The following is a 22,721-nucleotide window of genomic DNA, read 5'->3' as shown; positions in this document are numbered from 1 at the left end:
ATGATTTCGTCTGTTTTTATCGATCGGCCCCGGCTTGCCATCGTCATCGCCATCGTTACGACGCTCGCCGGTTTGCTGGCACTGTCGCGCATTCCGATCGCACAATTGCCCGACATCGTACCGCCTCAGGTGCAGGTCACCGCGAATTATCCGGGGGCCTCCGCTGCGGTGTTGGAAGCGACCGTGGCTCAGCCGCTCGAAGCCCAGATCGTCGGCGTAGACAAGATGCTCTACATGAAGAGCAGTAGCGGCGCCGACGGCACTTATACACTCACCGTTAGCTTTGAGCTCGGAACCGATCCCAATATCGACACCGTCAACGTCAATAACCGGGTGCAGACCGCCCTTGCGCAGTTACCGCCTGAAGTTCAAGCCCAGGGGCTTACGGTCCAAAAGAAATCGTCGTCGATCCTGCAGTTCGTGCTGCTTTATGGCGACGATAGCAAGTTCGATCCGTTGTTCATTACAAACTATGCCGTCATCAATGTTCTCGACGAATTGTCGCGGACACCAGGCGTTGGGCAGGCCAGTCTGTTTGGACGCCTAAATTATTCGATGCGAATCTGGTTTGACGTGTCGCGGCTGACAAGCCTCGGGCTTTCGCCATCGGATGTCGTCCGTGCTGTTCAGGCACAGAATATTCAGGCAGCGGTCGGCCGGATTGGTGCGCGCCCGGTCCCCGCCGATCAACAATTCCAGATGAATGTGCAGACACAGGGACGTCTGACGACGCCTGATGAGTTCGGCAATATCGTGATTCGTGCCAGCGCGAATGGCTCGGTGCTCCGCGTGCGGGATGTGGCACGCGTCGAGATGGGGGCCCAGAACGATGATTCCGATAGCCGGCTTAACGGCTCGCCGGCCGTTGGAATTGGCATCTACCTGGCTCCCGGGGCAAATGCCATCGAGACCGCGAATGGCGTGGAAGCAACACTCAACAAGGTGGGTGCGCGCTTTCCCGAGGGATTGAAGGTTCGTGCCGTTTACGACTCGACTCTTTTCGTGACCGACACCATACGTGAAGTCATCAAGACCTTGCTCGAAGCGTTCGTTCTCGTTGCAATCGTAGTGTTCCTCTTTCTCGGCAATGTTCGCGCCACCATTGTGCCGGTCATCGCCGTGCCTGTCAGTCTTGTTGGCGCTTTCGCGGTCATGTTGGCGTTGGGTTATTCGGCTAATACTGTCTCACTGCTCGCATTGGTGCTGGCGATTGGCATTGTCGTCGATGACGCGATTGTTGTTGTCGAAAATGTCGAGCGCGTGATGGAGGAGGAGCCGGACCTTCCGGTCGCGGACGCCACCAAGAAGGCGATGGAGCAGGTCACCGCACCGATTATCGCGATTACATTGGTGTTGTTGTCGGTTTTCGTTCCGGTCGGCTTTATTCCAGGCATTTCGGGCGCGTTGTTCAGGCAGTTTGCGGTTACAATCAGTGCGGCAATGGTGATCTCGGCCATCAATGCGCTGACGCTCTCTCCGGCCCTGTGCGGCGTCTTCCTGCGGCACTCCGGAGCGCGACGCGGTATCCTGGGACGTATCGGCCGGGGCATAGATCACGTACGCGACGGATACAGTTTGATTGTGCACCGGCTGTTGCGTTTCTCGGCCCTTTCACTCGTCCTTGTTGCCTTCTTTGGCCTAGGCATCTTCGGTGTCGTGCGACTGACTCCGACGGGATTTCTGCCCGAGGAGGATCAGGGCGTGTTCTTCGTCAATGTACAATTGCCCGACGGCGCTTCGGTCAATCGCACGACCGAAATCGTGAAGCAGGTCGAGAACCTGATCAAAACCATGCCGCAGGTACAGGATACGATCTCGATCGTGGGTTACTCGCTGCTCGACAGCTACTCGGCAAGCAATAATGCATTCTTGGTCGCGAAAATGCGACCCTTCGAGGATCGCACGAAGACTGCCGATTCCGTGCAGGCGTCGATCGCGCAGTTGTTTAGCGCAGCGCAGCAGATCCGCACGGCGATCGTCTTTCCCTTCAATCTGCCGCCTGTGATAGGCCTATCGACCAGCGGAGGTTTTGAATTCCAGTTGGAAAATCTGGAGGGCGCTGATCCTGCCTCCATGGCAAGCGTGGTACAGGGACTCCTCGCCGCAGCCAACCGAGACCCACGTCTCGCGCGGGTGTTTTCGACATACACCGCAAATGCACCATCGCTTAATCTGGACATCGATCGCGAGAAAGCTCAATCCCTCGGGTTGAACGTTAGCGACGTCTTCACCACCTTGCAGGCGACGCTAGGAGGGTTCTTCATCAATAACTTCAATCTGTTTGGACGCACCTGGCAAGTCAACCTGCAAGGTGAAGCGGAGAATAGGCGGGATAACTCGGCGTTCTGGAATATCCATATCCGCAATGCTCAAGGCACGATGGTGCCGCTGCAGTCCATTGCCGCGCTTCGTACTGTCACGGGGCCTCAAGTGTTAACGCGCTACAACAACTACCGTTCGGTGACGATTAACGGCGGACCTGCTCCGGGCGTTGCGTCCGGCACTGCCATTGCTGCAATGGCGGAAGTCGCGGCGAAAACGCTCCCGCCCGGTTACTCCTATGAGTGGACGGGCACAGCATTCCAAGAGCAGAGGGCGGCCGGACAGACTGGGATAATCCTTGGGCTCGCACTGTTGTTCGCCTTTCTGTTCCTGGTCGCTTTGTACGAAAGCTGGATCATTCCCGTGCCGGTCCTACTGTCGGTGGTCGTCGGCGTCCTCGGTGCAGTTGCAGGCGTTATGACTGCAAAACTGACCCTGGACCTCTATGCGCAGATTGGCTTGGTTGTTCTGATTGCGCTCGCGGCAAAGAATGGCATCCTGATCGTCGAATTTGCCAAGGAGCAGCGCGAGCAGGGCGTGAGTATCGAGGAAGCCGCGGCATTGGGAGCGAGAATGCGTTTCCGGGCGGTGATGATGACATCAATCGCATTCATTCTCGGCCTGTTGCCGCTCGTCTGGGCGAAAGGCGCGTCCGAAATTGCACGACATGATGTGAGTACGCCGGTCTTCGTTGGCATGATCGCGGCAAGCACTATCGGAGTTTTCATGATTCCGATGCTGTATGTCACCTGGCAGAGATTGCACGAGCGGTCGGGAGAGATGTTCGCTCGAAAAGAAAAACGTCATTCAAGCCCCGCCGAATAGGCTCAAGCTTTAGCTGAGGCCGGCGAAGGGAGCCCACTGTGGGACCGGAGGCATCCTGCACATCGGTTTTGTTGGCTCGACTACCTATGGAATGCTTCAGAGGTTGCTTTCCCAATTTCGATCTGAATATCCGGGTGTCGAACTTGACTTGCGGGAAGCAACTTCGATCAGCATCGTCCGAAGTGTTGAGGAGGGAACGCTCGATGTCGGTTTGGTGCGCGTGCCATTGCTTTGCACCTCCGCGGTTACCTGCATCAACAGGCTCTCGATAACACAAAAAATGATCGCCTGCCTCGAAAGAGGGCGGGCTGAGCCATGAATATTGCTGTAGCCCAAACCGACGAGCGTCTTTGCCATTCAGGCAGCTTGCCGTGCGTCCCGTCTTTTGTCACGAGAATTGCCCTTGTAGAATCAAGCGAAACGGATGTGCTCTACGGAGATACTGACCAGACTAACCCCGTTGGCGGTGTCCCAAACATCGGATGCCATGCGTTCGATCAAATCGCGATGCCTCTCAAATTGCCGTTCTCTTTCACGGGCCGGAGCGCCCATTGTCGATCGTCGAGTAGAGCATAAAGGTCGATTGTTTCACGGCCTCGGTCGTAGCCGCCTTCTGCGTTTCTACGGCATCAATCTGAGCATGGAGCAGTTGCTTTTGGAGCAGATAAACCCGACGCTTAATTTCGATGTCTCGCCAATAGGATGCTTGCGAGTCGGGCTGCTCTCAACTTTTGAAAAAACTTCCTCGTCCGATCTCTTTGTCCAGTCTTCCATAACCTGCTCCCCGCCAGCTTTGCAGCAGACTATCGTAGGTTGCGGGTGGGCGAAAGCCGCCCGTGAGGGCTTGCTGGCACCCTCGGATCGCACAGCTACTTCCCGACCGGAACCGGCGGCAACTCTGGGTGCTGATCTTCTTCAAGGGCCTGAACCACGACGTATTCTCCGCCGTATTCGTCGCGGGCTTTTTCGGCCTCTTGCTTCGTCGGCACATCTTGCCCGAGCATGAAATCCCGGCGCCTTACGATATTGAAAATGTGTACCTCCCGCGTTTCCGGCAAACATACGGCGCGCAACACGGTCGCGGATAATGCTCGTTTATCAGCAGCATTATGAAAGTGGCTCATCAAGAGCCCGCGCGACCTGACCGTGAGCAACTGGTCGGTGCGCGATCGATGCCCGCTCCCCCGTGACGCGGCCAATCCTTGCCACCTGCCCAGCCCTCAGGATTCGTTTCTCGCGGTGGCCGGTGCCGGACAGCCTTGCGGGCAAAGACGCACCAGCGGCGATCCTGGAGTCATGGCGGGGCATTATCGATAAGCGGTGCACTAACCAAGCACGGCAAAGAACGATCCAGCTGCACAACGCGTCATGGCGATATCCGAATAAATCGCAAACGTTATGGCGATTACGGCCAATACAAAAATGCCGCCAAGCCAGCGCACTGCTTCATTTTCCCTTCGCCTTCAGCCCGAGCTCGACCAGGCGGCGGATGGGGTTCGGGGCGGGATAGGTCGGGCGCATGCTTCTTTGTCTAACTATCCAGATCATCAAGCTGGTCGGGCTGCAGACGAACGCCGACAAGCGTGCCCTGACCCGTGGCCGGCCACCCTCGGCTCGAGGCGACTCAAGCTGTAACGGCCAGCAAGGGGGCGCGGGCTCAGGTCCGCGCCTCGGTGTTCCGGTGGGGTTGACGGCCAAAATCCGAGATGATGCACTGCGGCTATTGCAGTGCGTTTTTTTTGGAGTTTTGCGATGAATGACGTGGTTGAACGTATTTTGAACGCCTACCAATCGATGCGCCCCCTTGATGCCGAGCGAACTGCGGATTCAAGGCAAAAAATTAGCCGATATATTGAAAACCTCGCGTCTGCTGGCCAGCATGATGCCGAGCAGCTCACGATCTACGGCCTGGCGTATTTGACAGAACTGCACGAGGGGCCAGATCCTCGTTTCATCGGCTGCCAATCAGCGAAGGAGCTGGTGCTTGCGCATTCCGGGCAGCGCGAGCTTCTGAGAAATTGGCGGTAAATCGCGTTGAGGATGAATGCCGCCATGATCGAACCCCGTTGTTTGATCGGGTTCATTCATAGCACAGATTCGCCGGTTCACGCCGGCGGTTTTTTCTTGTTGGAAATAGTCAGTCGATCAGTCGCAGCACTCTTACGCCGCCGCCGATGATCAGTAGGCCGCTGGCTCACGGTCAGTTTACTGCGAACGCTGTCTGATCGCCGAATAATCCCGCTGCAAAAGTGTTCTATCCTCGGGTAGCGATGTCGTCCCAAGGGAGTAAGCATGATGCGGAGAACGATTATAGCCTTGTTCGCACTGGCAGCGGTCGGCTTGGCTCAACCAACTGCGGCATTCGCTCGTGGTGGCGGAGGTGGCGGCGGTCACGGAGGCGGCTTTGGCGGAGGAGGCTTCCATGGCGGTGGATTTGGTGGTGGAGGAGGCTTCCGCGGTGGCGGCTTTCATGGAGGTTTCGCGAGCCGTGGCTTTCACGGTGGAGGGTTTCGCGGAGGATTTCACCGCGGATTTCACCGACGTGCGTTTGTAGGGTTCGGCCTCGGATCCTACGGCTACTATGACGGATACTATCCTTACTCATACGATGACGACTACTATGATGACGGCGGTTGCTACGTTGTCCGTCGCCGCGTGCATACCCGCCACGGCTGGCGGGTTCGACCGGTCCAGATCTGCGGATAATATGCTGGCCTGAAAAGACCCCGCCGGTTCACGCCGGCGGGCTATCTGTCAGATAAATTCAGGGATGCGAGAGATGAGCGACCCAGAGGGTCGATGGGGCGGGGTCAATTCGCTGCGGCAGAAAGTCGGATAGTTTCTCCATTACCCTGCAAATCCCGCGATTTGGAACCGTTACGGCTGGCGTCCGTTCGAGTTCCTATCGCTCCGAGCATCAACCGGGAGATTCCATGGACAAGGTCAAATACCGCTTGAACGATCCGCGGCTGGCGCCGCGCCGGACCAAGCTCGAGATTCCCGGATGGGCAGGCAAGCGCGAACCACGCGCCGATGGTTCGCGCGAACAGGTGTGGCATTGCGTTCCGTTTTCGGAAGGCGCGCAATACGGGATCGAATTGTTTTATCCCTATGACAACGAACTGCACGTCAGCACCAAAGACGGCCATTTGATCATGGAGGGAGATTGGGGACCGCCGCCCGAGGGAGGCGTGCACTGGCCGCCGTTCCGCAACTTCGGCGACCATTTTTACACCTACCAGATCCTTCTCGATCTCAAGGTCGAGAAGGGCATGGCGATCAGGACCGAACCTCACCCGCGGTTTTATACCGACCGCACCGACACCGTGCCGATCGCGGTGCCGGCGCTGATACGCAACTGGTGGCCGATGATGTTCTTTTGCGTCTTCAAAGCGCCCGCCGAGGGCCGCACCCACATTTTCAGGTCGAACGAGCCGTTGGCGCAGATCATCGTGATCCCGGAGGAAGCTTCCTTCGAGCTCGAGAAGATGGGCGAGGAGGAATCGGCCGAGCGCGAACTGCAGGCGCGGCGCATCTATCATAGCCGGCCGACGCTATCGGCCGGGACCGAATGGACCTCCTCGACAGACACCGTGTTCGACGGCACCTATCGGCATCTTCATCGCGCGGCGAAGGAAAAAGCCCGCCAGGACTGAGCAGCCCACAAGCAAACAGGACCCCTAAGGTCCTGTTTGTTCATCACCGATGGGCGCGACTACGCTCGTTCAATCGTCGCGGCGGTAGAAGCTGTGATGATGATGATGATGATGATGATGATGATGGTCGTGATAGTAACGGTATCGGCGCGGCACAATGATGACGCGGGGCGCATATCCATCATCATAATTATATCGGCGATAAAAGCTGTGGTGATGGTGATGATGGTGGTGATGATGATCGTAGAACTGAACCGTTTGGACATTTTCGTCCGCTGACTGGGCCGGAGCGGATTCATCGATCGCCTGCAGCAGCGAAGCCGCATTCGGGATCGGTTCAAGCAGGTCGGCGAAGGAATTGGCCCTCAAGACGTCGGTCGGCGCAGGACTGGCAATTGGCGCGGCCTCTGCGGCATTAAATACCCCGAGCGTCGCCACGGCTCCCAACAGTCCAGCGATCTTCTTTTCCATTTATTCCTCCAATTGATGTTGCAGTGCGCATTGCCCGATTTCGGCAAGGCTGCCATCGAAAGATGGTTCCTGCGACAACCTCGCCATGATGTCAGACTGATAAAGAACCGGTGATGAACTCACCGGTTCTCGCGCTCTCCGGCCTGCTTCACGAATTGCAACAGCAAGTGACTGACCTGCTGCGGCTGTTCCTGCTGCACCCAATGGCCGGCGCCTTCGATGAGAAGAGCACGGCATGCTGAGATAGCGCGCGAGATCGAGTTTTGCGAATGCCAATTCGTCACGATCGTCATCGATATCGTTCATGACAGCGCGATCTCCGTCCGAAGGCATGTCTGTCATCCGCTCGAACAGGCATTGTCGAAGCCTGTCGTTTCCGTATTTTTGATCATGTTGCCTTCCACCATGGACCGTAAACTCCGCTCAACGCGAATCGGCGCGGTGGTGAGGTGCTGTTCGGTTTCGCAAAAAGAATCCCGCCCACCGCGGGTAACGGTGAGCGGGCTGGATGTCGAAGCTCCTTCGGGCCAGTGGACGCTTCGACGCATCAACGACCAACATGCAGTTCAGTCGCTGAAGTTGTCGGAGTTTTTCGGCTTATACGTTCCGGTAGCGGTTCGTCGGTCGTCCGCGGGAATCTCCGGCTCGACCCGGAACTCCAGATGCCCTCCTTAACTCGGAAACACCTAGGCCCTGAAAGCGCTTGAGCCAAATGATCTTTCAGCACCCACTGCATGAAGGAGCTTCATAACACCCAAGCCAGATCCTTCACCGACCTTGGCAGCCATCCAGCGGCGGCCCTCCGAGTTGGTTCGCGCTATCTGGGCCAGTCCCAGCGAAATCGGTCCGATGATCGCAAGCGCGACGGCCCGCGTTGTACTCGATCAGCGATCATCAAGTCATGTTCTGTCCACCAAGGCCTGTGTGTACCGAAAACCTTATCCCGAGTTCTTGAGCGATAGAATCGGCTAAGTTGGCGCAATGATCGCGCTGGCCTACTTTGTACTGGCCATCCTGGCCTCGCCATTCAAGTCGAAGTTGCGGCTTGAAGCTGAGAACGCGGTGCTTCGACATCAGTTGGGTGTCTTGAAGCGTAGGCTGCATGGTCGCGTCCGGCTCACGAACAATGATCGCTGGTTCTTTATCCAGCTATATCGCTGGTTTCCATCAATCCTGCAGGTTCTCACAATCATTTGGCCCGAGACGCTCGTGCGTTGGCACTGGGCCGGCTTTCGCTGCTACTGGCGTTGGAAATCGCGTCGACGGGGAGGGCGGCCACAAATCGACGCGGAGCTGCGCGCGCTGATCCGGCTAATGAGCATGGAGAACCCGTTTTGGGGGGCGCCACGCATTCACGGTGAGCTGCTCAAGCTCGGGTTTGAAGTCGCGCAGTCGAGTGTCGCCAAATACATGGTCAAGCGACCCGGGCCGCCAAGCCAGGGATGGCGCACCTTTCTGCGTAATCATGCTCAAGATATTGCCGCCATGGACCTGTTCGTTATCCCGACCATTGGCTTCGACCTGCTCTACGCCTACATCATAGTGCGGCTCGATCGCAGAGAGCTGGTCTGGATCAGCGTCACAACACATCCGACCGCGGAATGGGTTGCGCGCCAGATCACAGAAGCATTCCCGTGGAATGAAGCTCCGCGCTACATGATCCGCGACCGGGATCGCATCTATGGTGCGGTCGTCACACGCCGATTGCGCGCTATGGGGATCCGGGACAGGCCCATTACACCCGCCTCGCCATGGCTGAATGGCTTTGCCGAACGGCTGATCGGATCGATCCGGCGTGAATGTGTCGACAACATCATTATCTTGGGCGAGGCGCATCTGCGCCGAATTCTGAAATCCTACGCCGGCTATTACAATTGCGACAGAAACCATCGATCCTTGAACAAGGATGCGCCGGTTTCTCGCCCGGTTCAGCGAACCGGTGTGATCAGTTCACGCGCCATCCTGGGCGGACTTCATCACCGCTACGCCCGCGTTTAAGTTGTCGGTACACACAGGGAAGCCGCGACATCAATGCTTTGGTGGCGTGTGCGAACATCGGGAGTTCGTTGCAGCCGCTTTCATCCCGGCCGAGAAAGCCGCCGTAGCGTCGGTGACCAATGTGATGTGATTCCGAACCCGTCGGCGGCTGCGTCGCAGAATGTCGCGCTATATCGCAGATTCGGTGGAATGTCGGACGTAGAGGTATTCGAACCCACGTCCCTAGCCATAGTAAGCGTTGCTATGCGGCGAACTGGGGAATCGCCCGTTCGACCAATCGCAAGAATCGGGTGGTGCGTGTCCCCGCAACCAAGATTAAAAAATGATTTCAATGGATTAGCCCGCCTCTGGATTTCAATCCCCCAGATAGCTACGTCTTACTCGCCAAATTTAGCCGTTTCCGCTTCGCACTTCGTGCACTGATAAATGATCTCGTCCCTGCCGCCGAACACTCCAGGTTTGATTGTCTTGATCGCCATCGGGCGAGATGTCCGGCATTCCGAACAGTGGACCAACGCATCAAACCACGTGGTGATCGTGTAGGATCGTCTTGAACTGTCTTGCTTGGGCGACTCCAAGAGCAAGCCATGCAGAGATGGTGCTTGCGATCGAGTTACGCGAATGCGAATTTGTCATGATCGCCATCGACACCGTTCATGAGGAAAGCACTGTTCGTTCCGTAGGCCAGCGCCTCACAAGCGCACGAATGCCAAAAGCCGACGCGTATTCAGATGCAGGTAACGATGGCGCCGCGAAGTTCATAGCTTTCGACGACCAAATTCGATGCGATCGTCGGTGTCCGGGCAAGTCGGATCCCGGGAATCCGAAAAAGCTGCTCGAGGAAAATTACGCTTTCCTGCAGGGCGACTGCTGCTCCGGGACACCGGTGGGGGCCATCGCCAAAGCTCATCAGGCTTCGGGGCAATCTGTGATCCTGAATCTGTCGATCCGGATCGAGTCTGTGAGGGCAAACTCCCGCGGCCGCGGGATCGGCGTTCACTGCACGGATGTCTATCGCAAGCAGCGTGCCGGCGGTTACGCCTTCCGTTCGTCCGCTGTCGTTCAGGACCATATCCTGTTCGGCGCGGCGATAAAGCGCACCTACGACAGGCTCAAGCCTAAGCACCTCCTCCAGTACAACGATCCGGCCGGTTTCGTCACTATCTAGAAATCGCTTCCGCAGATCCGGGCTATCAAAGAGGTGCCAAGCCGCGACAACGATCAGCTCGCGGGTGGTGGCGACGCCCGCACCGCCGTAGGTTATGCACTCGGTAAGAATCTCGCGCGTGCTGTAACCTTGATCAATCAGATGAGAAATAATGTCGTCGCGCCCCAAGGCGCGGCGTGATCGAATAGCCGGCATCACGTCGCAAAAAAAGAACCGCAGCATCCGATAGAAGGCGAGGGCCATTCTTACGGAATTTGCGAGCGTGCCGACGCTCTCCCGATCCTTGTCTGCCAAAAAGCTGTTCAATCGGTTCGACAAGCCTGACTGACTGCTATCGGTCGGCCCCACTATCTCGGCGGTCACAGCGACCGACAACTCCATTCCCATCGTATCAAGGTCGGCGTGGCCAGGTGAACGCAAATCGTTCATTAGACGCGCGCTTTTCTCCGCAATGAGTTGGCGATAACGCGTGGCAACCATCTTGGGCGCAAAGAAGGGCGCCGTGGCGCTCCGTTGCTTCCGATGGGCCTCACCCTCCTGGAAGAGAACTGGCGCGCCGCTACTCCTGGTGAAGCGGCTTGCAAGTTCCGCCATGAAGCCCGCTTGACGGAAACCGGCGCTGCGAAGCACTTGCCGCGCAAGGTTTATGCCGCGAATCCTGACGACTTTGCGCGATATGCGTTCAAATGCGGGTTGGTCGTATGCCCCGTTATGGAAAGACGTTTTCCGGTCATCTCGGCAGTCCAGCTCCATTGGGTAAAGTCCACATATGTGTCAAGGTGTCGTTCGGGCTTGTGGCGGCCGCCCTATAACGGATCAATTCGGGCCAAGCGATCTCGCGGTGGCTGGCAAACCGGTCGCCGTGCGAAGCGAGAGTTCGCAGGACAGGGATGAGGCCAAGAGAAACGCGGCCATCGCAATCGCTAAGGCAATCAATCGCAAGAACGGAGCAGTTGTGGCGCTTGCCGTTCCATTCCTTTGGTCGCGTTGGTTTCCCGTCATGGAAAGCACCTGAAGCGGAGCGAACACGGTTGGAGACCGCCTAAACGGTCTTTGGTGGGGACATCAATAGATGGTGCGTCGTCTTCGTGATAATGCTTAAATTTCAGCAGCCTTATAAGGAAAGTTTATGAAGGCGTGTCTATCAACTTAAGTCCGAAAATTGAGGGACCTCGCCGAGTTGCGAGCGGCGTTGTCTCCAATACCGCGCTTACCGCGAGCCAGCATTTTCACCGCTATGCACATTGGGACATCCCTCGTAACGATCTGCGGTCTTGGTGACCGGTTGCGCGAGTCAAGAGGCAGCTTGATCTGGCTCAGTGGTGGACACCGCTGGTGCCGACGTGGCAACTTTCGAAATCAGCCCGACCCAAGCGGTCGTGAATTTTTGCTGCTCGCCTGCGACGATTTCCAGACGTTTCGCCATCCACTCTTTGCAGACCGTCGTCGCTTCCGACGGGTTCTTCGCATTCAGGAGCCGGCTGCCAAAATCAGATTCGATCTGCCGTATGTCCTGCAGTCCTTCGAGCCACGACCGATGCATGTCTCGCATCCGCTCGAACAATGTCGCATTGAGGCATGTCGTTTCCACGTTTTGGGGCATACCGCGGTCTCCTCCGGAAAATTGGAACGAAAGAACGGTGGGTACCGAGCCTCGTTCTTGCGAACTGCAACTTGGTCCTGGAATCGCAATCAAGCCAATGCATAAATATCTGGCGATATTAATTTCATTCATCAAATGCATATTCGGCTCTAAGCCTGGGAATAGCATGTCGGCAGGGCAGGCGGAGTTCCGAGCGAAGCCGGCGCCCGCCGCCGCGATCGAGAACCTCTGCGGAGGAGGCTTCGTTAGCGATGCTTGACAACAAGTATATTCCGATCGCGCTTGCTGCGAGCCGTTTGCTTTTTGGTCTTCATCCGCGCGCCGCCAAATGCGCCGTTGCTACCCGGCAAGCCTTTTGGCTGTGCGTCTTCGAAGTGCAGCTTGACGGCTTCGCGGACGATTGACCTGAGCCATAGCGAGCCCGGATCGTGCTGGACGCGACTATGCCAAAGCATCGAGACCTCGATCTTCTCCGCGCGATTCTTTGGCAAATCAACGATCCTGATCTTTGCTGAGCTTGCGCACGTTTCGGCATATTGCCGCGGAACGAGCGCGACCATGTCCGTGACGGAGGTGACCGCCATCGCCATCGACGCATCATGCACCAATAACGACGAAGGTCGGCGCCCGGTGGGCGCCGACGAATCGGCGATATCGCCGACGTCCAGGATCGCATGACGGAGGATATCGTCATGCGTCAAGCGCTCCCGCGATCTCTCCCCCAGCGAAGTGGAAACGATGCCGACGAGCGGCCGCGTGAGAAACGCCTCATGGTCGGACGGTTGCTCGCAGGGAGGATGGTGGGCGCCGATCACCCATGCCAACTCGTCCTGAAACAAACGTTCCGAGCGGAAACGGCGTGGTACCCTGTCGAATCCGCCCAGCACGAGATCGACCTGCTGCTGGTCAAGGGCCTGAGTGAGGTTGGCGCCGATACTGACGATCTGTAAGGATACGCCCGGAGCGGAGCTACGCACGAGGGTGACCAGACGGACGATAAGGGTGCAAAAGTAGGAACTCGCCGAGATCGTGAAGCGGCGGCTCGTCGTGGCCGGATCAAACACCGGCGCCGCAACCAGGCTGCGGATTTCGGCCAGCGCTACCCGCAGGCGTGGCGCAAGCTGGTGCGCCCGCTCCGTGGGCTGCAAACCTGACGGGATACGCACGAACAGGGGATCTTCCAATACGATCCTCAGCCGGGCCAGCGCATGGCTAACCGCCGATTGGGTAAGACAGAGACGGGCGGCGGCCCGCGTCATATTGCCTTCCTCGTACAAAAGCTCGAAGACCCGAAGCAAGTTGAAATCGATGTCCATCATGAACCTGCTTAATGATGATGCTGACCAATGTGCATTAGCATAATCATGGCTGATCCACTATTGTTTTCGAAGCGCCAACGCGCGCCGTCGGAAATCGGGCTGTGGAGCACAATAACATGAGGAAGTCCTTGTCGCTGAGTATTAGCCTTCTTGCGCTCGGCGCGGTCGGGCCAGCACTTGCCGCCGATCTTGCCGCGCGTCCCTACACCAAGGCTCCGGCCTATGCGCCGACGCCGATCTATAACTGGACCGGCTTCTACATCGGCGGTCACATCGGCGGCGCGTTCGCGGGCAATAATAGCTTGACGGGCAGCGACAGCCGCTTCCTCGGCGGCATCCAGGGCGGCGCCGACTATCAGTTCGCGACCAACTGGGTGATCGGCATCGAAGCTCAGTACAGCTGGATGAGCAACAGCAACAACGGCGTTCTGCTTCCGGGTGGCGTTCTCGTGAACTCCAACAACGACCAGCTAGGATCGGTCACCGGCCGGCTCGGCTATGCCTGGGGTCCGGCGCTTCTGTACGCCAAGGGCGGTTATGCCTTTAAGAACAACGACAATCTCAATGCAGGCATTGGCGCCGTGCCGGTGGCCTTCACCACCGAAGGTAACCATCGCGACGGCTACACCGTCGGTGCCGGTCTCGAATACATGTTCGCGCCGAGCTGGTCCGCCAAGGTCGAATACCAGTATTACAATTTTGGCAACACCACCTTCACGAGCGGTCTCGTCGGAGCCCGGTTCACCGACGACGAGCACACTGTGAAGGTCGGCATCAATTATCGCTTCAACGGGAGTGGCGCGGTCGTCGCTCGGTACTAATGATAGTCAGCCAAAGCAAGACGCGAAACGCTCAGGGACGCCCTCCCTTCGAGTGCACTGCTTTGCTTCTCCAAGGCGGCGGCGCTCTCGGTGCCTATCAAGCCGGCGTCTATGAGGCGTTGGCGGAGGCCGGCATCCATCCCGACTGGGTAGCAGGCATCTCGATCGGGGCCATCAATTGCGCCATTGTCGCGGGCAACCCGCCCGAAAGGCGCGTGGAAAAGCTGCGCCAGTTCTGGGAGCGCATTACCACCGACGTCTTCGCAAGCTGGTCGAAGAGCTGTTTGACGCCCATGGTAACGGGCGACTGGGTTCGCGGGCTCATGAACCAGGTGAGCGCCAATTTGACGCTGCTGAATGGCGCGCCTGGTTTTTTCCTGCCTCGGCTTCCGTCTCCCTGGCTCCATCCGACGGGCACGATCGAGGCGACCAGTTTCTACGATACGGCCGCGCTAAGAAATACTCTGGAAAGCGTTGTCGATTTTGACCGCATCAACGCCCAGGAAATGCGCTTCAGCGTCGGCGCGGTCAACGTGCGGAGCGGCAATTTCGTCTACTTCGATTCGACGACGCACACGATCAGTCCTGAGCATGTTATGGCGAGCGGAGCTCTGCCGCCGGGATTCGCCGCGATCGAGGTCGACGGCGAACGCTATTGGGACGGCGGCCTTATCTCGAACACGCCGTTGCAGTGGGTGATGGATAGCATTCCGCGCCAGGACACGCTGGCTTTCCAGGTCGATCTATGGAGCGCTCGCGGTGATTTTCCAGGCAATATGGCCGAAGTCGAAACTCGGCAAAAGGAAATCCTGTATTCGAGCCGCACGCGCGCCAATACGGACCAGTTCAAGCGCGCCCAGCGGGTCCGCAATACCGTCGCGACCTTGCTCGAAACCCTGCCCGACGATTTAAAGAACGACCCCAACGCCAAGCTGCTCAGCTCCGTCGCTGACCGCAAAGTCTACAACATCGTTCATCTGATTTATCGTGCGAGGAACTACGAGGGAAGCTCGAAAGACTATGAGTTCTCGCGCTCGAGCATGGAGACTCATTGGCGCGCCGGCTACCACGACACGGTGCGGACGCTGCGCCACCCCAATGTGCTGAAGCGTCCGGCCAATCATGAGGGCGTCGCGGTGTTCGATCTGGAGCAGGACGGTCGCGACTAGTGGTCGGCGGACCTTCCACGTTGCCAGCGTCCGCGAATGAAAATGATCCCGAATTTCGGTCCTCCGAGACCGTTGGGCCAGTCGGCCGAAAGGAAGGAATCGCAAATGAATAAATTTCTCCTGGCCCTCGCGTTGCTCGCGAGCCTATCGACCGAAACCTTTGCCCAGCACGCTGGCACCGACCAGGACAAAGAGGCTTGCATCCGCGATGTCCAGCGCTTCTGCCGCAAGTTAGTGGATCAAGGCGATTTCGCCGTTCTGTCCTGCCTCAAGCAAAACCGCGCTAAGTTATTTTCAGCGTGCCTCAACGTGCTGGTCAGCCACGGCCAATAGCGGACGACTGACGTAGTACGGGCCGAATTCCGGATAAAAGCCGCTTTCGAGAATCACGTCGGCGAAGCGGTCTCGGCCTTCAGACCGGATTGGCGACGTCACCACGGGATCCCCGGCATGAAGGAAAAAGAAAAAATGACAGCTTCTTCAGCAAACAGAATTGCGCTTTTTATCGATGGCGCCAATCTTTATTCGACCGCCAAGATGCTGGGTTTCGATATCGACTATAAGCGGCTTCTCAAGGAATTTCAGGGCCGTGGCACGCTGGTTCGTGCATTCTACTACACGGCAATCATTGAAGATCAGGAATTCTCGTCGATTCGACCCCTGCTCGATTGGCTGGACTATAATGGCTACACCGTCGTGACCAAGCCCACCAAGGAATTCATCGACGCCAGTGGACACCGCAAGGTCAAGGGCAACATGGACATCGAGCTTGCAGTCGATGCGATGGAAATCGCCGCGCACGTCGATCAGATCATGCTGTTTTCCGGCGACGGCGATTTTCGGTCGCTGGTTGAAGCGGTGCAGCGCCGAGGCGTCCGGGTTACCGTGGTCTCGACAATTTCAAGCCAGCCGCCGATGATCGCCGACGAATTGCGACGCCAGGCAGACGTTTTCACCGATCTGGTTGAACTGCAATCGAAGCTTGGCCGCGATCTGTCCGAGCGTCCGGCGCGCGAGTCCGCTCTAACTGCGACCCAGTTCCACAGGCGAACACCTTCGAGAAACGGCTAGGCGCCGCCTTTACCAATCGGGCTCATGCCATAGCCAGAATTAAAACTATACTGTATAGTTTATATAGGCGAGTATGACCCCCGCTGACAAGGAGAAATGTGAGTTGCCCAGTAAAGCAGTCGAAGCACGGGAACGAACCGGTCGAAGAGGAGCGGGAGGACGGCCTACGCGAGAGGAGGCGGAGCGGCGCGACGCGCGCCTGCTAGACGTCGCGACAAACCTCTTTATGGAGCGAGGCTTCGACGGCACCTCTATTGATGCTGTTGCCGAAGCTGCCGGCGTCAGCAAGCCGACCGTTTACGCGCACTACCATGATAAAAGAGATTTGTTTGCAGCCGTCCTGCGGAGCAGGATACGACGCTGGCTTGCTCCTCTATCGGCAGCCGCTGAGGCCCAGGCAAGCGAGGCCACTCCAGACGGTTGGCGTTGTACGGCATGGCGATCGATCCAAAGACCGAGGAGCGGCACAGAAAGGCGGCGGTCGAATTCTTTCTGGTCGGCGTTCGAAATCACTGAACGCGACTCGTTGACGAACTGGTCCGGGTCGGACGGGCCAATATGACAAAGCGAAGTAGGTCCGTCGTGGACCCATAGGCGCGTTCACGACGATCCGGGCTCGCTAGGGCTGAGGTCAATCATCCGCGAAGCCGTCAAGCTGCACTTTGAAGGCGCGCAGCCCAAGGGTTTGCCGAAGAACAACGGCGCGTTCGGCGGCGCGCGGATGAAGACCAAAAAGCCGGCGGCTCGCAGCAGACGCGGTCGAAACAAAGCTGTCGCCAAGCGTCGCTGACGAAGCCTCCGGAGCGTGTGCGACCGGTTCTCGGTCGCGGCGCCCAGATCACGACTTCGTTCGAAAACTGGTTCGGTTTGTCCGACCGCCTTTGCTGACTCGTTATTCGAACGGGTTCGAGCCGCGGCCCGGCCATTCTTCGATGAATCATATTCATATCGTCAGTGACAATTATGCGTTGGCATGATCGTGATCTTCGGGACAAGCTGTGACTCGCAAGAACGAAGGCTACGGACTCACCGTCCCGTTCGTTCCCAGAAAGGAGATGCGAGATATGTCCCAAAATGCGGAAACGACACGCTTCAATGCGGGATTGGCCGGCAGGTGATCACCTAAATCGAGGCGCCGGAATCGGGCGGCGTTCCGCATATCTGCGCGACAACTGGCCGGTTGACGGTGCGCCCCCACTGTCAATCGGCCGGTCATGAACGGCCCCCATGAAAGACATCATTTTCTGGATCGTGATTGCTGGCGGCGTCGCCGTAGTTTTTCGCGCCATTCTTTGGGTGATGTGGATGCTCGATAAGCAATACTGAGAGCAGCCTTGGTAAAAGAGTTTACGTAGGAGTCGACCAGTGCAAATTAACTCACTCATACTCGGTTTCCTGGTGCACGCGGTCGCGAGGTTGCTGAGGAAAGATTTGAGCAGGTTGCGCGCGGCTCCGGGCTGACCCGATCTCAATGGCAGGCGCTCACTTATCTGGCTCAAAACGAAGGGATCAACCAAAGCGAATTGGCGGAGCTCCTTGACGTGGAGCCGATCACCCTTTGTCGAATTGTGGACAAGCTCCAGGTCCGCGGATTGATCGAACGGCATCCGAACCCATCTGACCGGCGGGTCTGGATCCTTCGTCTTACGCCGGCTGCTCGCCCGAAGCTGATGCAGGCCCGCAAGCTCGGCGAAGTGACTCGCGGCGAGGCATTGACGGGAGTCTCCGAGCACGACGTCTTCCGCCTCATGGAGACACTACTAGTCTTGAAATCCAACCTCACCGACGCGTGCGAATCCTCGGTGGCAAGGCAAAAGCGAGCAAGTCATGGCTAATCCAGGCGAACTAGACCCAAAACTCCATGGCCCCTGCGCCGAACAAGCCGGACCCCATTGCTCTGAGGAAAAGATCTATCATTTGACGCGCCGTCCGGCCGAGCCAAGGTCTGCTACAGACACGGACACAACCGTCCAGACGGAATCGAAAGCTCGGCCGGACGACCGTAAACCCGAGCCTGGGCCATCGGATAAACCGCCTTTCGTCCCAGCGGCGGCCGAGCCCGAAGCGCCAAAAAGATCCCCACGACGATTCCTGATGTTTGCGTCGCTGCCGATTGTGCTCATAGTCAGCGCGTATTTTTATGTTACCGGTGGCGCGGCTATGTCGACGGAGAATGCCTATGTGCAGGCCGACATGGTGGGCTTATCAACCGACGTGTCGGGAATCGTCCGCGAAGTTTTGGTACACGATAACCAGAAGGTTGCCAAAGGGGACTTGCTGTTCAAGCTAGACCCCCAACAGTTTCGATTGGCGTTGGACCGGGCGGAAGCTCAGGTCAGCAATACGCGCAACGATCTCCTGGCGCTCCAGGCCGGCTACCGAAACATGCAGACTCAGGTCGACCAAGCGAAGACGGACGTCGACTTCAACACCGTCAACTTCAAGCGCCAGCAACAATTGATCGTTAACGACTTCACCCCAAAGGCGACCTTGATGCCTCCCATAACGTGCTTCAAGGGTCACAGCAAAAGCTCGCCTCACTGAACGCGCAGCTTGCCGGCATTGTCGCGAACCTGAATGGCAATGCCGACGCGCCGATTGAAGACCATCCTCGATACAAGGATGCGCTGGCCGCGCGCAACGAAGCCGCGCGCCAGCTCGCCCACACAATCGTGCAAGCGCCCTTCGACGGCGTTGTGACGAATGTACCGTCACTGCAGCCCGGTCAGTATCTTGCTGCCGTCGCAACGGCATTTAACATCGTGTCGACCGACCACGTCTGGGTTCAGGCCAGTCCTAAGGAAACCGAACTGACCTACGTCAAGCCGGGACAGAATGTGACGGTCGAAGTCGATACCTATCCGGGCGAAAAATGGGTCGGCACGGTCGAAAGCATCAGCCCAGCATCTGCATCAAGCTTTTCACTGTTGCCGGCTCAGAATACGAGCGGCAATTGGGTCAAGGTCGTCCAACGCATCCCAATGCGCGTCCGTGTCCCCAATGCGCCCAACAAGCCACCGCTGCGCGTCGGCATGAGCGTGGAGGTTAGTGTCGATACCGGGCATGAACGTGGGCTGCCGCCCTTCGTTACTGATCTCTTTAGGTCGGCATCGAAAGGCTGAACATGACCGACGCTTCTTCAGACGCTCCGCGGTCGATCAACCGTCCCGCAATTACCGCCTGTGTCATCCTCGCCACCATTATGCAGGCGCTCGACACGACCATTGCGAACGTTGCGCTTCCCTACATGCAAGGCAGCGTGTCTGCGAGTGCGGATCAGATCAACTGGGTGCTGACCTCGTATATCGTCGCCGCAGCTATCATGACGCCGCCATCGGGGTTTCTGGCAAACAGGTTCGGCCGTAAGCGCACACTAATGGTTGCGGTTGCCGGCTTCGTAATTGCGTCGATGCTCTGCGGCCTGGCGCAGTCGCTTACGCAGATCGTGGCCGCTCGATTGCTGCAGGGGTTTTTCGGTGCGGCGCTTGTCCCGATCTCCCAATCGATTCTGCTAGACATCTATACACCGGAAGAGCGCGGTTCGGCGATGGCCCTGTTTGGCGTGTCGATCATGGTCGGACCTGTTTTGGGCCCGGTGATCGGCGGTTGGCTTACGGAGCATTTCACATGGCGGTGGGTCTTCTACATCAATCTCCCGTTGGGGGCGCTCGCCTTCGCAGGCATATCCTTCTTCATAAGGGAGACAAAAATCAGCGCGGCAGCGAAGCTTGACTGGCTCGGCTTCGGTAGCCTCAGCGTCGCCATCGCGGCCATGCAGGTGTTTCTGGACCGCGGTGCGCAACTTGACTGGTTCTCTTCGTTGGAGATACTGATCGAGGCCGTCATCTGCGTGTCCGCGCTGTATATTTTTCTTGTCCAGACGTTTACCGCGAAGAATTCATTCGTGAATCCCGCTCTGTTTCTGGACCGCAATTTTTCGGTGGGAGTCCTGTTCATCTTCATCGTCGGAATAACCTATTTGGCTTCCCTGGCGCTGATGACGCCGTACCTGCAAACGCTAATGGGTTACCCTGTGGTGACCGCTGGACTCGTCATGGGCCCGCGTGGCTTGGGTACTATGGTTTGCATGCTCTTTGTCGGTCGCCTCATGGGTCGGATCGATACCAGGTTGCTTCTCCTGATCGGCCTGTTGCTCACGGCGTGGGCGATGTACGACATGACCGGCTGGACTCCGGATGTTTCGCAGTGGACGATTGCCGAAACTGGATTCATTCAGGGGGCAGGGCTTGGATTCCTGTTTGTTCCTCTCACGACCGTCACGTTTGCGACGTTGGCCCCTGAGCAGCGGGCCGATGCTACAGGTCTCTACAACCTTTCGCGGAATGTCGGCTCTAGCGTCGGGATATCGGTCGTATCGTATCTGTTGACCCGGAACGATCAGATTAATCATGCAACAATCGCAAGTCACGTCACAGCCTTCAATCCTGCATTCAACAATAGCGCCGTGCTGCAGGCGTGGAGCCCATGGACCGCATCCGGCCGCGCGGCGCTCGACCATGTCGTCCAAACGCAGGCGTCTATCATCAGCTACATAGACGACTTCAAATTGATGATGATCCTTTCGCTTGCTGCCGTGCCCCTCGTCCTCCTGCTTCGGCGCGCTGCGACGGAGGCGAGTAGCGACCATGCGATGGTGATGGAATGAGCGGCACCCTCGGTTTCTGTGGTCGTTAGAACGCCGCTCAGAGGAAGAGACTCATGCTGAAAGTTTACTTGGCTCTCACCCTGTTGCTTGTGATCGCGCCGACCGGCGCCATCGCTCAGCACGGCGGCACGGATAAGGAGCAGCAAGCTTGCACCCGCGACGTCCAGCGCTTCTGCCGCAAGCTGATGGACCAAGGCGATTTCGCCGTTCTGGCCTGCCTCAAGCAGAATCGCGTAAGGCTATTTCCAGCGTGCCGCTATGTTCTGGTCAGCCACGGGCAATAGCGGCCGACAGACGAAAAAGGACGGTGCGGAGGCGTATTCCGTTGTTCAGATACGCGAGCGTAATCGTCGGCAGGCGCGAGCGTCGCCAAATGGTCGGCTCCTCGATCTCGTAGCGCAGCGTGGCCACGGCGGCGAGCGGCACCGACTGACCGCTGGTCCCGGTCAACTGCAAATCACGCAGCGTTTCGATCGAACGACGCTCGCCGGCTTTGGCTCTGCCGAGCACCTTGATCAGATAGATGTCGTCGCGCACCTGGGTGACCGTCGTGCCGTCCGACACGCCATTCACCGTCGTCGCGATATCTTCGGAGGTCACGCCGAGCTGGCGCGCCTTGTCCTGCAGCACATCGACCTTTACGACGCGCGCGGGCTCAGCCCAATCGAACACTACGTCGCCGAGGTGCGGATTGGTGCGCAGGATTCCCGCCAGTTGCCGGGAATATTCCCGCACCCCGGCGACGTCGGGACCGCTCATGCGGTATTGCACAGGGCGCCCGACCGGAGGCCCGATGTCGAGCAGCTTCACGAAGGCGTCGGTACCGGGGAACGTCTTCTTTAAGTAAGCCTGCAGTTCGGCCTTGAGGCGGTCTCGCGCCTCGAGGCCCTTGGTGACGATGACGACCTGGCCGAACCACAGGTCGGCGGCCTGCACGTCGAAGGACAGCACGAAGCGCGGCGCGCCCTGCCCCACATAACTCGACCAGTGAGCGATCGCCGGATTGCCCTTGAGCGCTTCCTGCTCGAAGCGGGCTATCTGCGCGTCGGTTTCGGCGATCGAACTGTTCAGCGGCAGGTTAAAGTCGACGATCAGCTCGTCGCGGTCGGAAGCCGGAAAGAATTGCTGCTGCACGAATCCCATACCGGCCAGCGACAACCCAAATACCGCAAGCGTGACCGCGATGGTCGTCCAGCGCCAGCGCATGCAGACACTTATCCGTGAGCAGTACGAGCGCCCGCAGAGACCAACAGTAGTTATCCAGGGTGTCGAGTACGGGAAGAGGGCGTACATCAGAAAGCTTGCCGATAACCTGCGGGCGGAGCATATCCGGGAAGTTACTATCCGTGCGGTAGTAGCCCGTAGTGCTGGAGTATCCATTTAGTCGCGGCTTGTTTAGCCAATTCAAAACCGGCCTTGCCACCTTCTTTGACAACGTACTTTGCGATGTCCGCTGTGAAACGGCGCCGAACATTGACCCCACAGAATCCATATCGATCAATCGCTTATGACGCCGATCGGCGCCCGGACCCCACGCCGATTCACAGTCAGCGTTCGTGGTCCACGCGCCGGCGAGATCGAACGCCTGCGCGGGTTGCGCAAGGTTCCGGAATTCGAGCATCCGATTCCCCC

The 22,721-nt window shown here is 57.9% G+C and carries 21 protein-coding genes and 2 pseudogenes; 16 read left to right on the top strand and 7 right to left on the bottom strand.

The genetic code is table 11. The features are described from left to right. Positions 1–3,147 (top strand): multidrug efflux RND transporter permease subunit, encoded by a 3,147-nt coding sequence (locus tag NL528_RS39465; protein WP_309179730.1) that lies wholly within the window; start codon positions 1–3, stop codon positions 3,145–3,147. A 91-nt stretch (positions 3,148–3,238) separates the two neighbouring features. After that, positions 3,239–3,466, top strand: coding sequence for a LysR substrate-binding domain-containing protein (locus NL528_RS47370; RefSeq protein ID WP_375143937.1), 228 nt, complete (start codon positions 3,239–3,241; stop codon positions 3,464–3,466). Between the two features lie 550 nt (positions 3,467–4,016). Here NL528_RS47370 and NL528_RS39455 read toward each other — a convergent pair. Further along, positions 4,017–4,271: a hypothetical protein gene (locus NL528_RS39455; protein WP_309179728.1), complete on the bottom strand. Its 255-nt coding sequence runs from the start codon at positions 4,269–4,271 to the stop codon at positions 4,017–4,019. 628 nt (positions 4,272–4,899) lie between these two features. On the opposite strand from NL528_RS39455, the gene NL528_RS39450 reads away from it, so the two are divergent. The 3 genes from NL528_RS39450 to NL528_RS39440 all read left to right on the top strand — a co-directional run bounded on the left by NL528_RS39450 (position 4,900) and on the right by NL528_RS39440 (position 6,803). After that, positions 4,900–5,175, top strand: coding sequence for a hypothetical protein (locus NL528_RS39450; protein WP_309179727.1), 276 nt, complete (start codon positions 4,900–4,902; stop codon positions 5,173–5,175). 394 nt (positions 5,176–5,569) lie between these two features. Continuing rightward, on the top strand, positions 5,570–5,701 hold the full coding sequence (locus tag NL528_RS39445) for a hypothetical protein (RefSeq protein ID WP_309179726.1): 132 nt from the start codon (positions 5,570–5,572) through the stop codon (positions 5,699–5,701). Positions 5,702–6,080: 379 nt separating this feature from the next. After that, positions 6,081–6,803 carry a hypothetical protein gene (locus tag NL528_RS39440; protein ID WP_309179725.1) on the top strand — a complete coding sequence of 241 codons (723 nt, stop codon included), beginning with the start codon at positions 6,081–6,083 and terminating at the stop codon, positions 6,801–6,803. A 69-nt stretch (positions 6,804–6,872) separates the two neighbouring features. On the opposite strand, the gene NL528_RS39435 is transcribed toward NL528_RS39440, so the two are convergent. Together NL528_RS39435 and NL528_RS39430 are read right to left on the bottom strand one after the other, a co-directional pair. Continuing rightward, a complete protein-coding gene (locus NL528_RS39435; protein WP_309179724.1) occupies positions 6,873–7,274 on the bottom strand; it encodes a hypothetical protein in 402 nt (133 codons plus the stop codon). Further along, positions 7,275–7,580, bottom strand: a complete 306-nt coding sequence (locus NL528_RS39430; RefSeq protein ID WP_309179723.1) for a hypothetical protein — start codon at positions 7,578–7,580, stop codon at positions 7,275–7,277. Positions 7,581–8,255: 675 nt separating this feature from the next. On the opposite strand from NL528_RS39430, the gene NL528_RS39425 reads away from it, so the two are divergent. Further along, positions 8,256–9,272, top strand: coding sequence for an integrase core domain-containing protein (locus tag NL528_RS39425; protein WP_309179722.1), 1,017 nt, complete (start codon positions 8,256–8,258; stop codon positions 9,270–9,272). 727 nt (positions 9,273–9,999) lie between these two features. Here NL528_RS39425 and NL528_RS39420 read toward each other — a convergent pair. From NL528_RS39420 to NL528_RS39410, 3 genes are all read right to left on the bottom strand, one after another. Further along, positions 10,000–11,193, bottom strand: coding sequence for a cytochrome P450 (locus NL528_RS39420; RefSeq protein WP_309179721.1), 1,194 nt, complete (start codon positions 11,191–11,193; stop codon positions 10,000–10,002). Between the two features lie 541 nt (positions 11,194–11,734). After that, entirely contained in the window at positions 11,735–12,043 is a 309-nt protein-coding gene (locus NL528_RS39415) for a hypothetical protein (protein WP_309179720.1), read from the bottom strand. Between the two features lie 245 nt (positions 12,044–12,288). Further along, entirely contained in the window at positions 12,289–13,362 is a 1,074-nt protein-coding gene (locus NL528_RS39410) for a LysR family transcriptional regulator (RefSeq protein WP_309179719.1), read from the bottom strand. 116 nt (positions 13,363–13,478) lie between these two features. Between NL528_RS39410 and NL528_RS39405 the strand changes: the two genes are divergently transcribed. The 10 genes and pseudogenes from NL528_RS39405 (at position 13,479) to NL528_RS39360 (ending at position 21,373) form a co-directional block, all read left to right on the top strand. Then, entirely contained in the window at positions 13,479–14,183 is a 705-nt protein-coding gene (locus tag NL528_RS39405) for an outer membrane beta-barrel protein (protein ID WP_309179718.1), read from the top strand. Further along, positions 14,183–15,352, top strand: coding sequence for a patatin-like phospholipase family protein (locus tag NL528_RS39400; protein ID WP_309179717.1), 1,170 nt, complete (start codon positions 14,183–14,185; stop codon positions 15,350–15,352). Before NL528_RS39405 ends, NL528_RS39400 begins: the two co-directional genes overlap by 1 nt. Before the next feature lie 105 nt (positions 15,353–15,457). Continuing rightward, the gene (locus tag NL528_RS39395; RefSeq protein ID WP_309179714.1) at positions 15,458–15,685 is read left to right on the top strand and encodes a hypothetical protein; all 228 of its coding nucleotides are present in this window, start codon (positions 15,458–15,460) and stop codon (positions 15,683–15,685) included. A gap of 117 nt (positions 15,686–15,802) precedes the next feature. Further along, positions 15,803–16,423 (top strand): NYN domain-containing protein, encoded by a 621-nt coding sequence (locus NL528_RS39390; protein WP_375143936.1) that lies wholly within the window; start codon positions 15,803–15,805, stop codon positions 16,421–16,423. A gap of 73 nt (positions 16,424–16,496) precedes the next feature. Then, positions 16,497–16,835, top strand: a pseudogene (locus tag NL528_RS39385) (TetR/AcrR family transcriptional regulator); the annotation flags it as partial. A 1,045-nt stretch (positions 16,836–17,880) separates the two neighbouring features. Next, the gene (locus NL528_RS39380; protein WP_375144105.1) at positions 17,881–18,258 is read left to right on the top strand and encodes a MarR family winged helix-turn-helix transcriptional regulator; all 378 of its coding nucleotides are present in this window, start codon (positions 17,881–17,883) and stop codon (positions 18,256–18,258) included. Positions 18,259–18,517: 259 nt separating this feature from the next. Next, entirely contained in the window at positions 18,518–18,967 is a 450-nt protein-coding gene (locus tag NL528_RS39375; protein WP_309179712.1) for a biotin/lipoyl-binding protein, read from the top strand. Continuing rightward, a complete protein-coding gene (locus NL528_RS39370; protein WP_309179711.1) occupies positions 18,931–19,545 on the top strand; it encodes an HlyD family secretion protein in 615 nt (204 codons plus the stop codon). The genes NL528_RS39375 and NL528_RS39370 overlap by 37 nt, the downstream gene beginning before the upstream one ends. 2 nt (positions 19,546–19,547) lie before the next feature. Beyond that, positions 19,548–21,089 carry a DHA2 family efflux MFS transporter permease subunit gene (locus NL528_RS39365; RefSeq protein ID WP_309179709.1) on the top strand — a complete coding sequence of 514 codons (1,542 nt, stop codon included), beginning with the start codon at positions 19,548–19,550 and terminating at the stop codon, positions 21,087–21,089. A gap of 53 nt (positions 21,090–21,142) precedes the next feature. Continuing rightward, the gene (locus NL528_RS39360; protein ID WP_309179708.1) at positions 21,143–21,373 is read left to right on the top strand and encodes a hypothetical protein; all 231 of its coding nucleotides are present in this window, start codon (positions 21,143–21,145) and stop codon (positions 21,371–21,373) included. On the opposite strand, the pseudogene NL528_RS39355 reads toward NL528_RS39360, so the two are convergent. Next, positions 21,366–22,337: pseudogene (locus NL528_RS39355) on the bottom strand (efflux RND transporter permease subunit); the annotation flags it as partial. The gene NL528_RS39360 and the pseudogene NL528_RS39355 overlap by 8 nt on opposite strands. Positions 22,338–22,721 lie beyond the last annotated feature (384 nt).

The sequence above is a fragment of the Bradyrhizobium sp. Ash2021 genome (assembly GCF_031202265.1).
Taxonomy (GTDB): domain Bacteria; phylum Pseudomonadota; class Alphaproteobacteria; order Rhizobiales; family Xanthobacteraceae; genus Bradyrhizobium.
The sequence above is the reverse complement of the archived record's forward strand: the minus strand, read 5'-3'. Positions and strand labels throughout refer to the sequence as shown.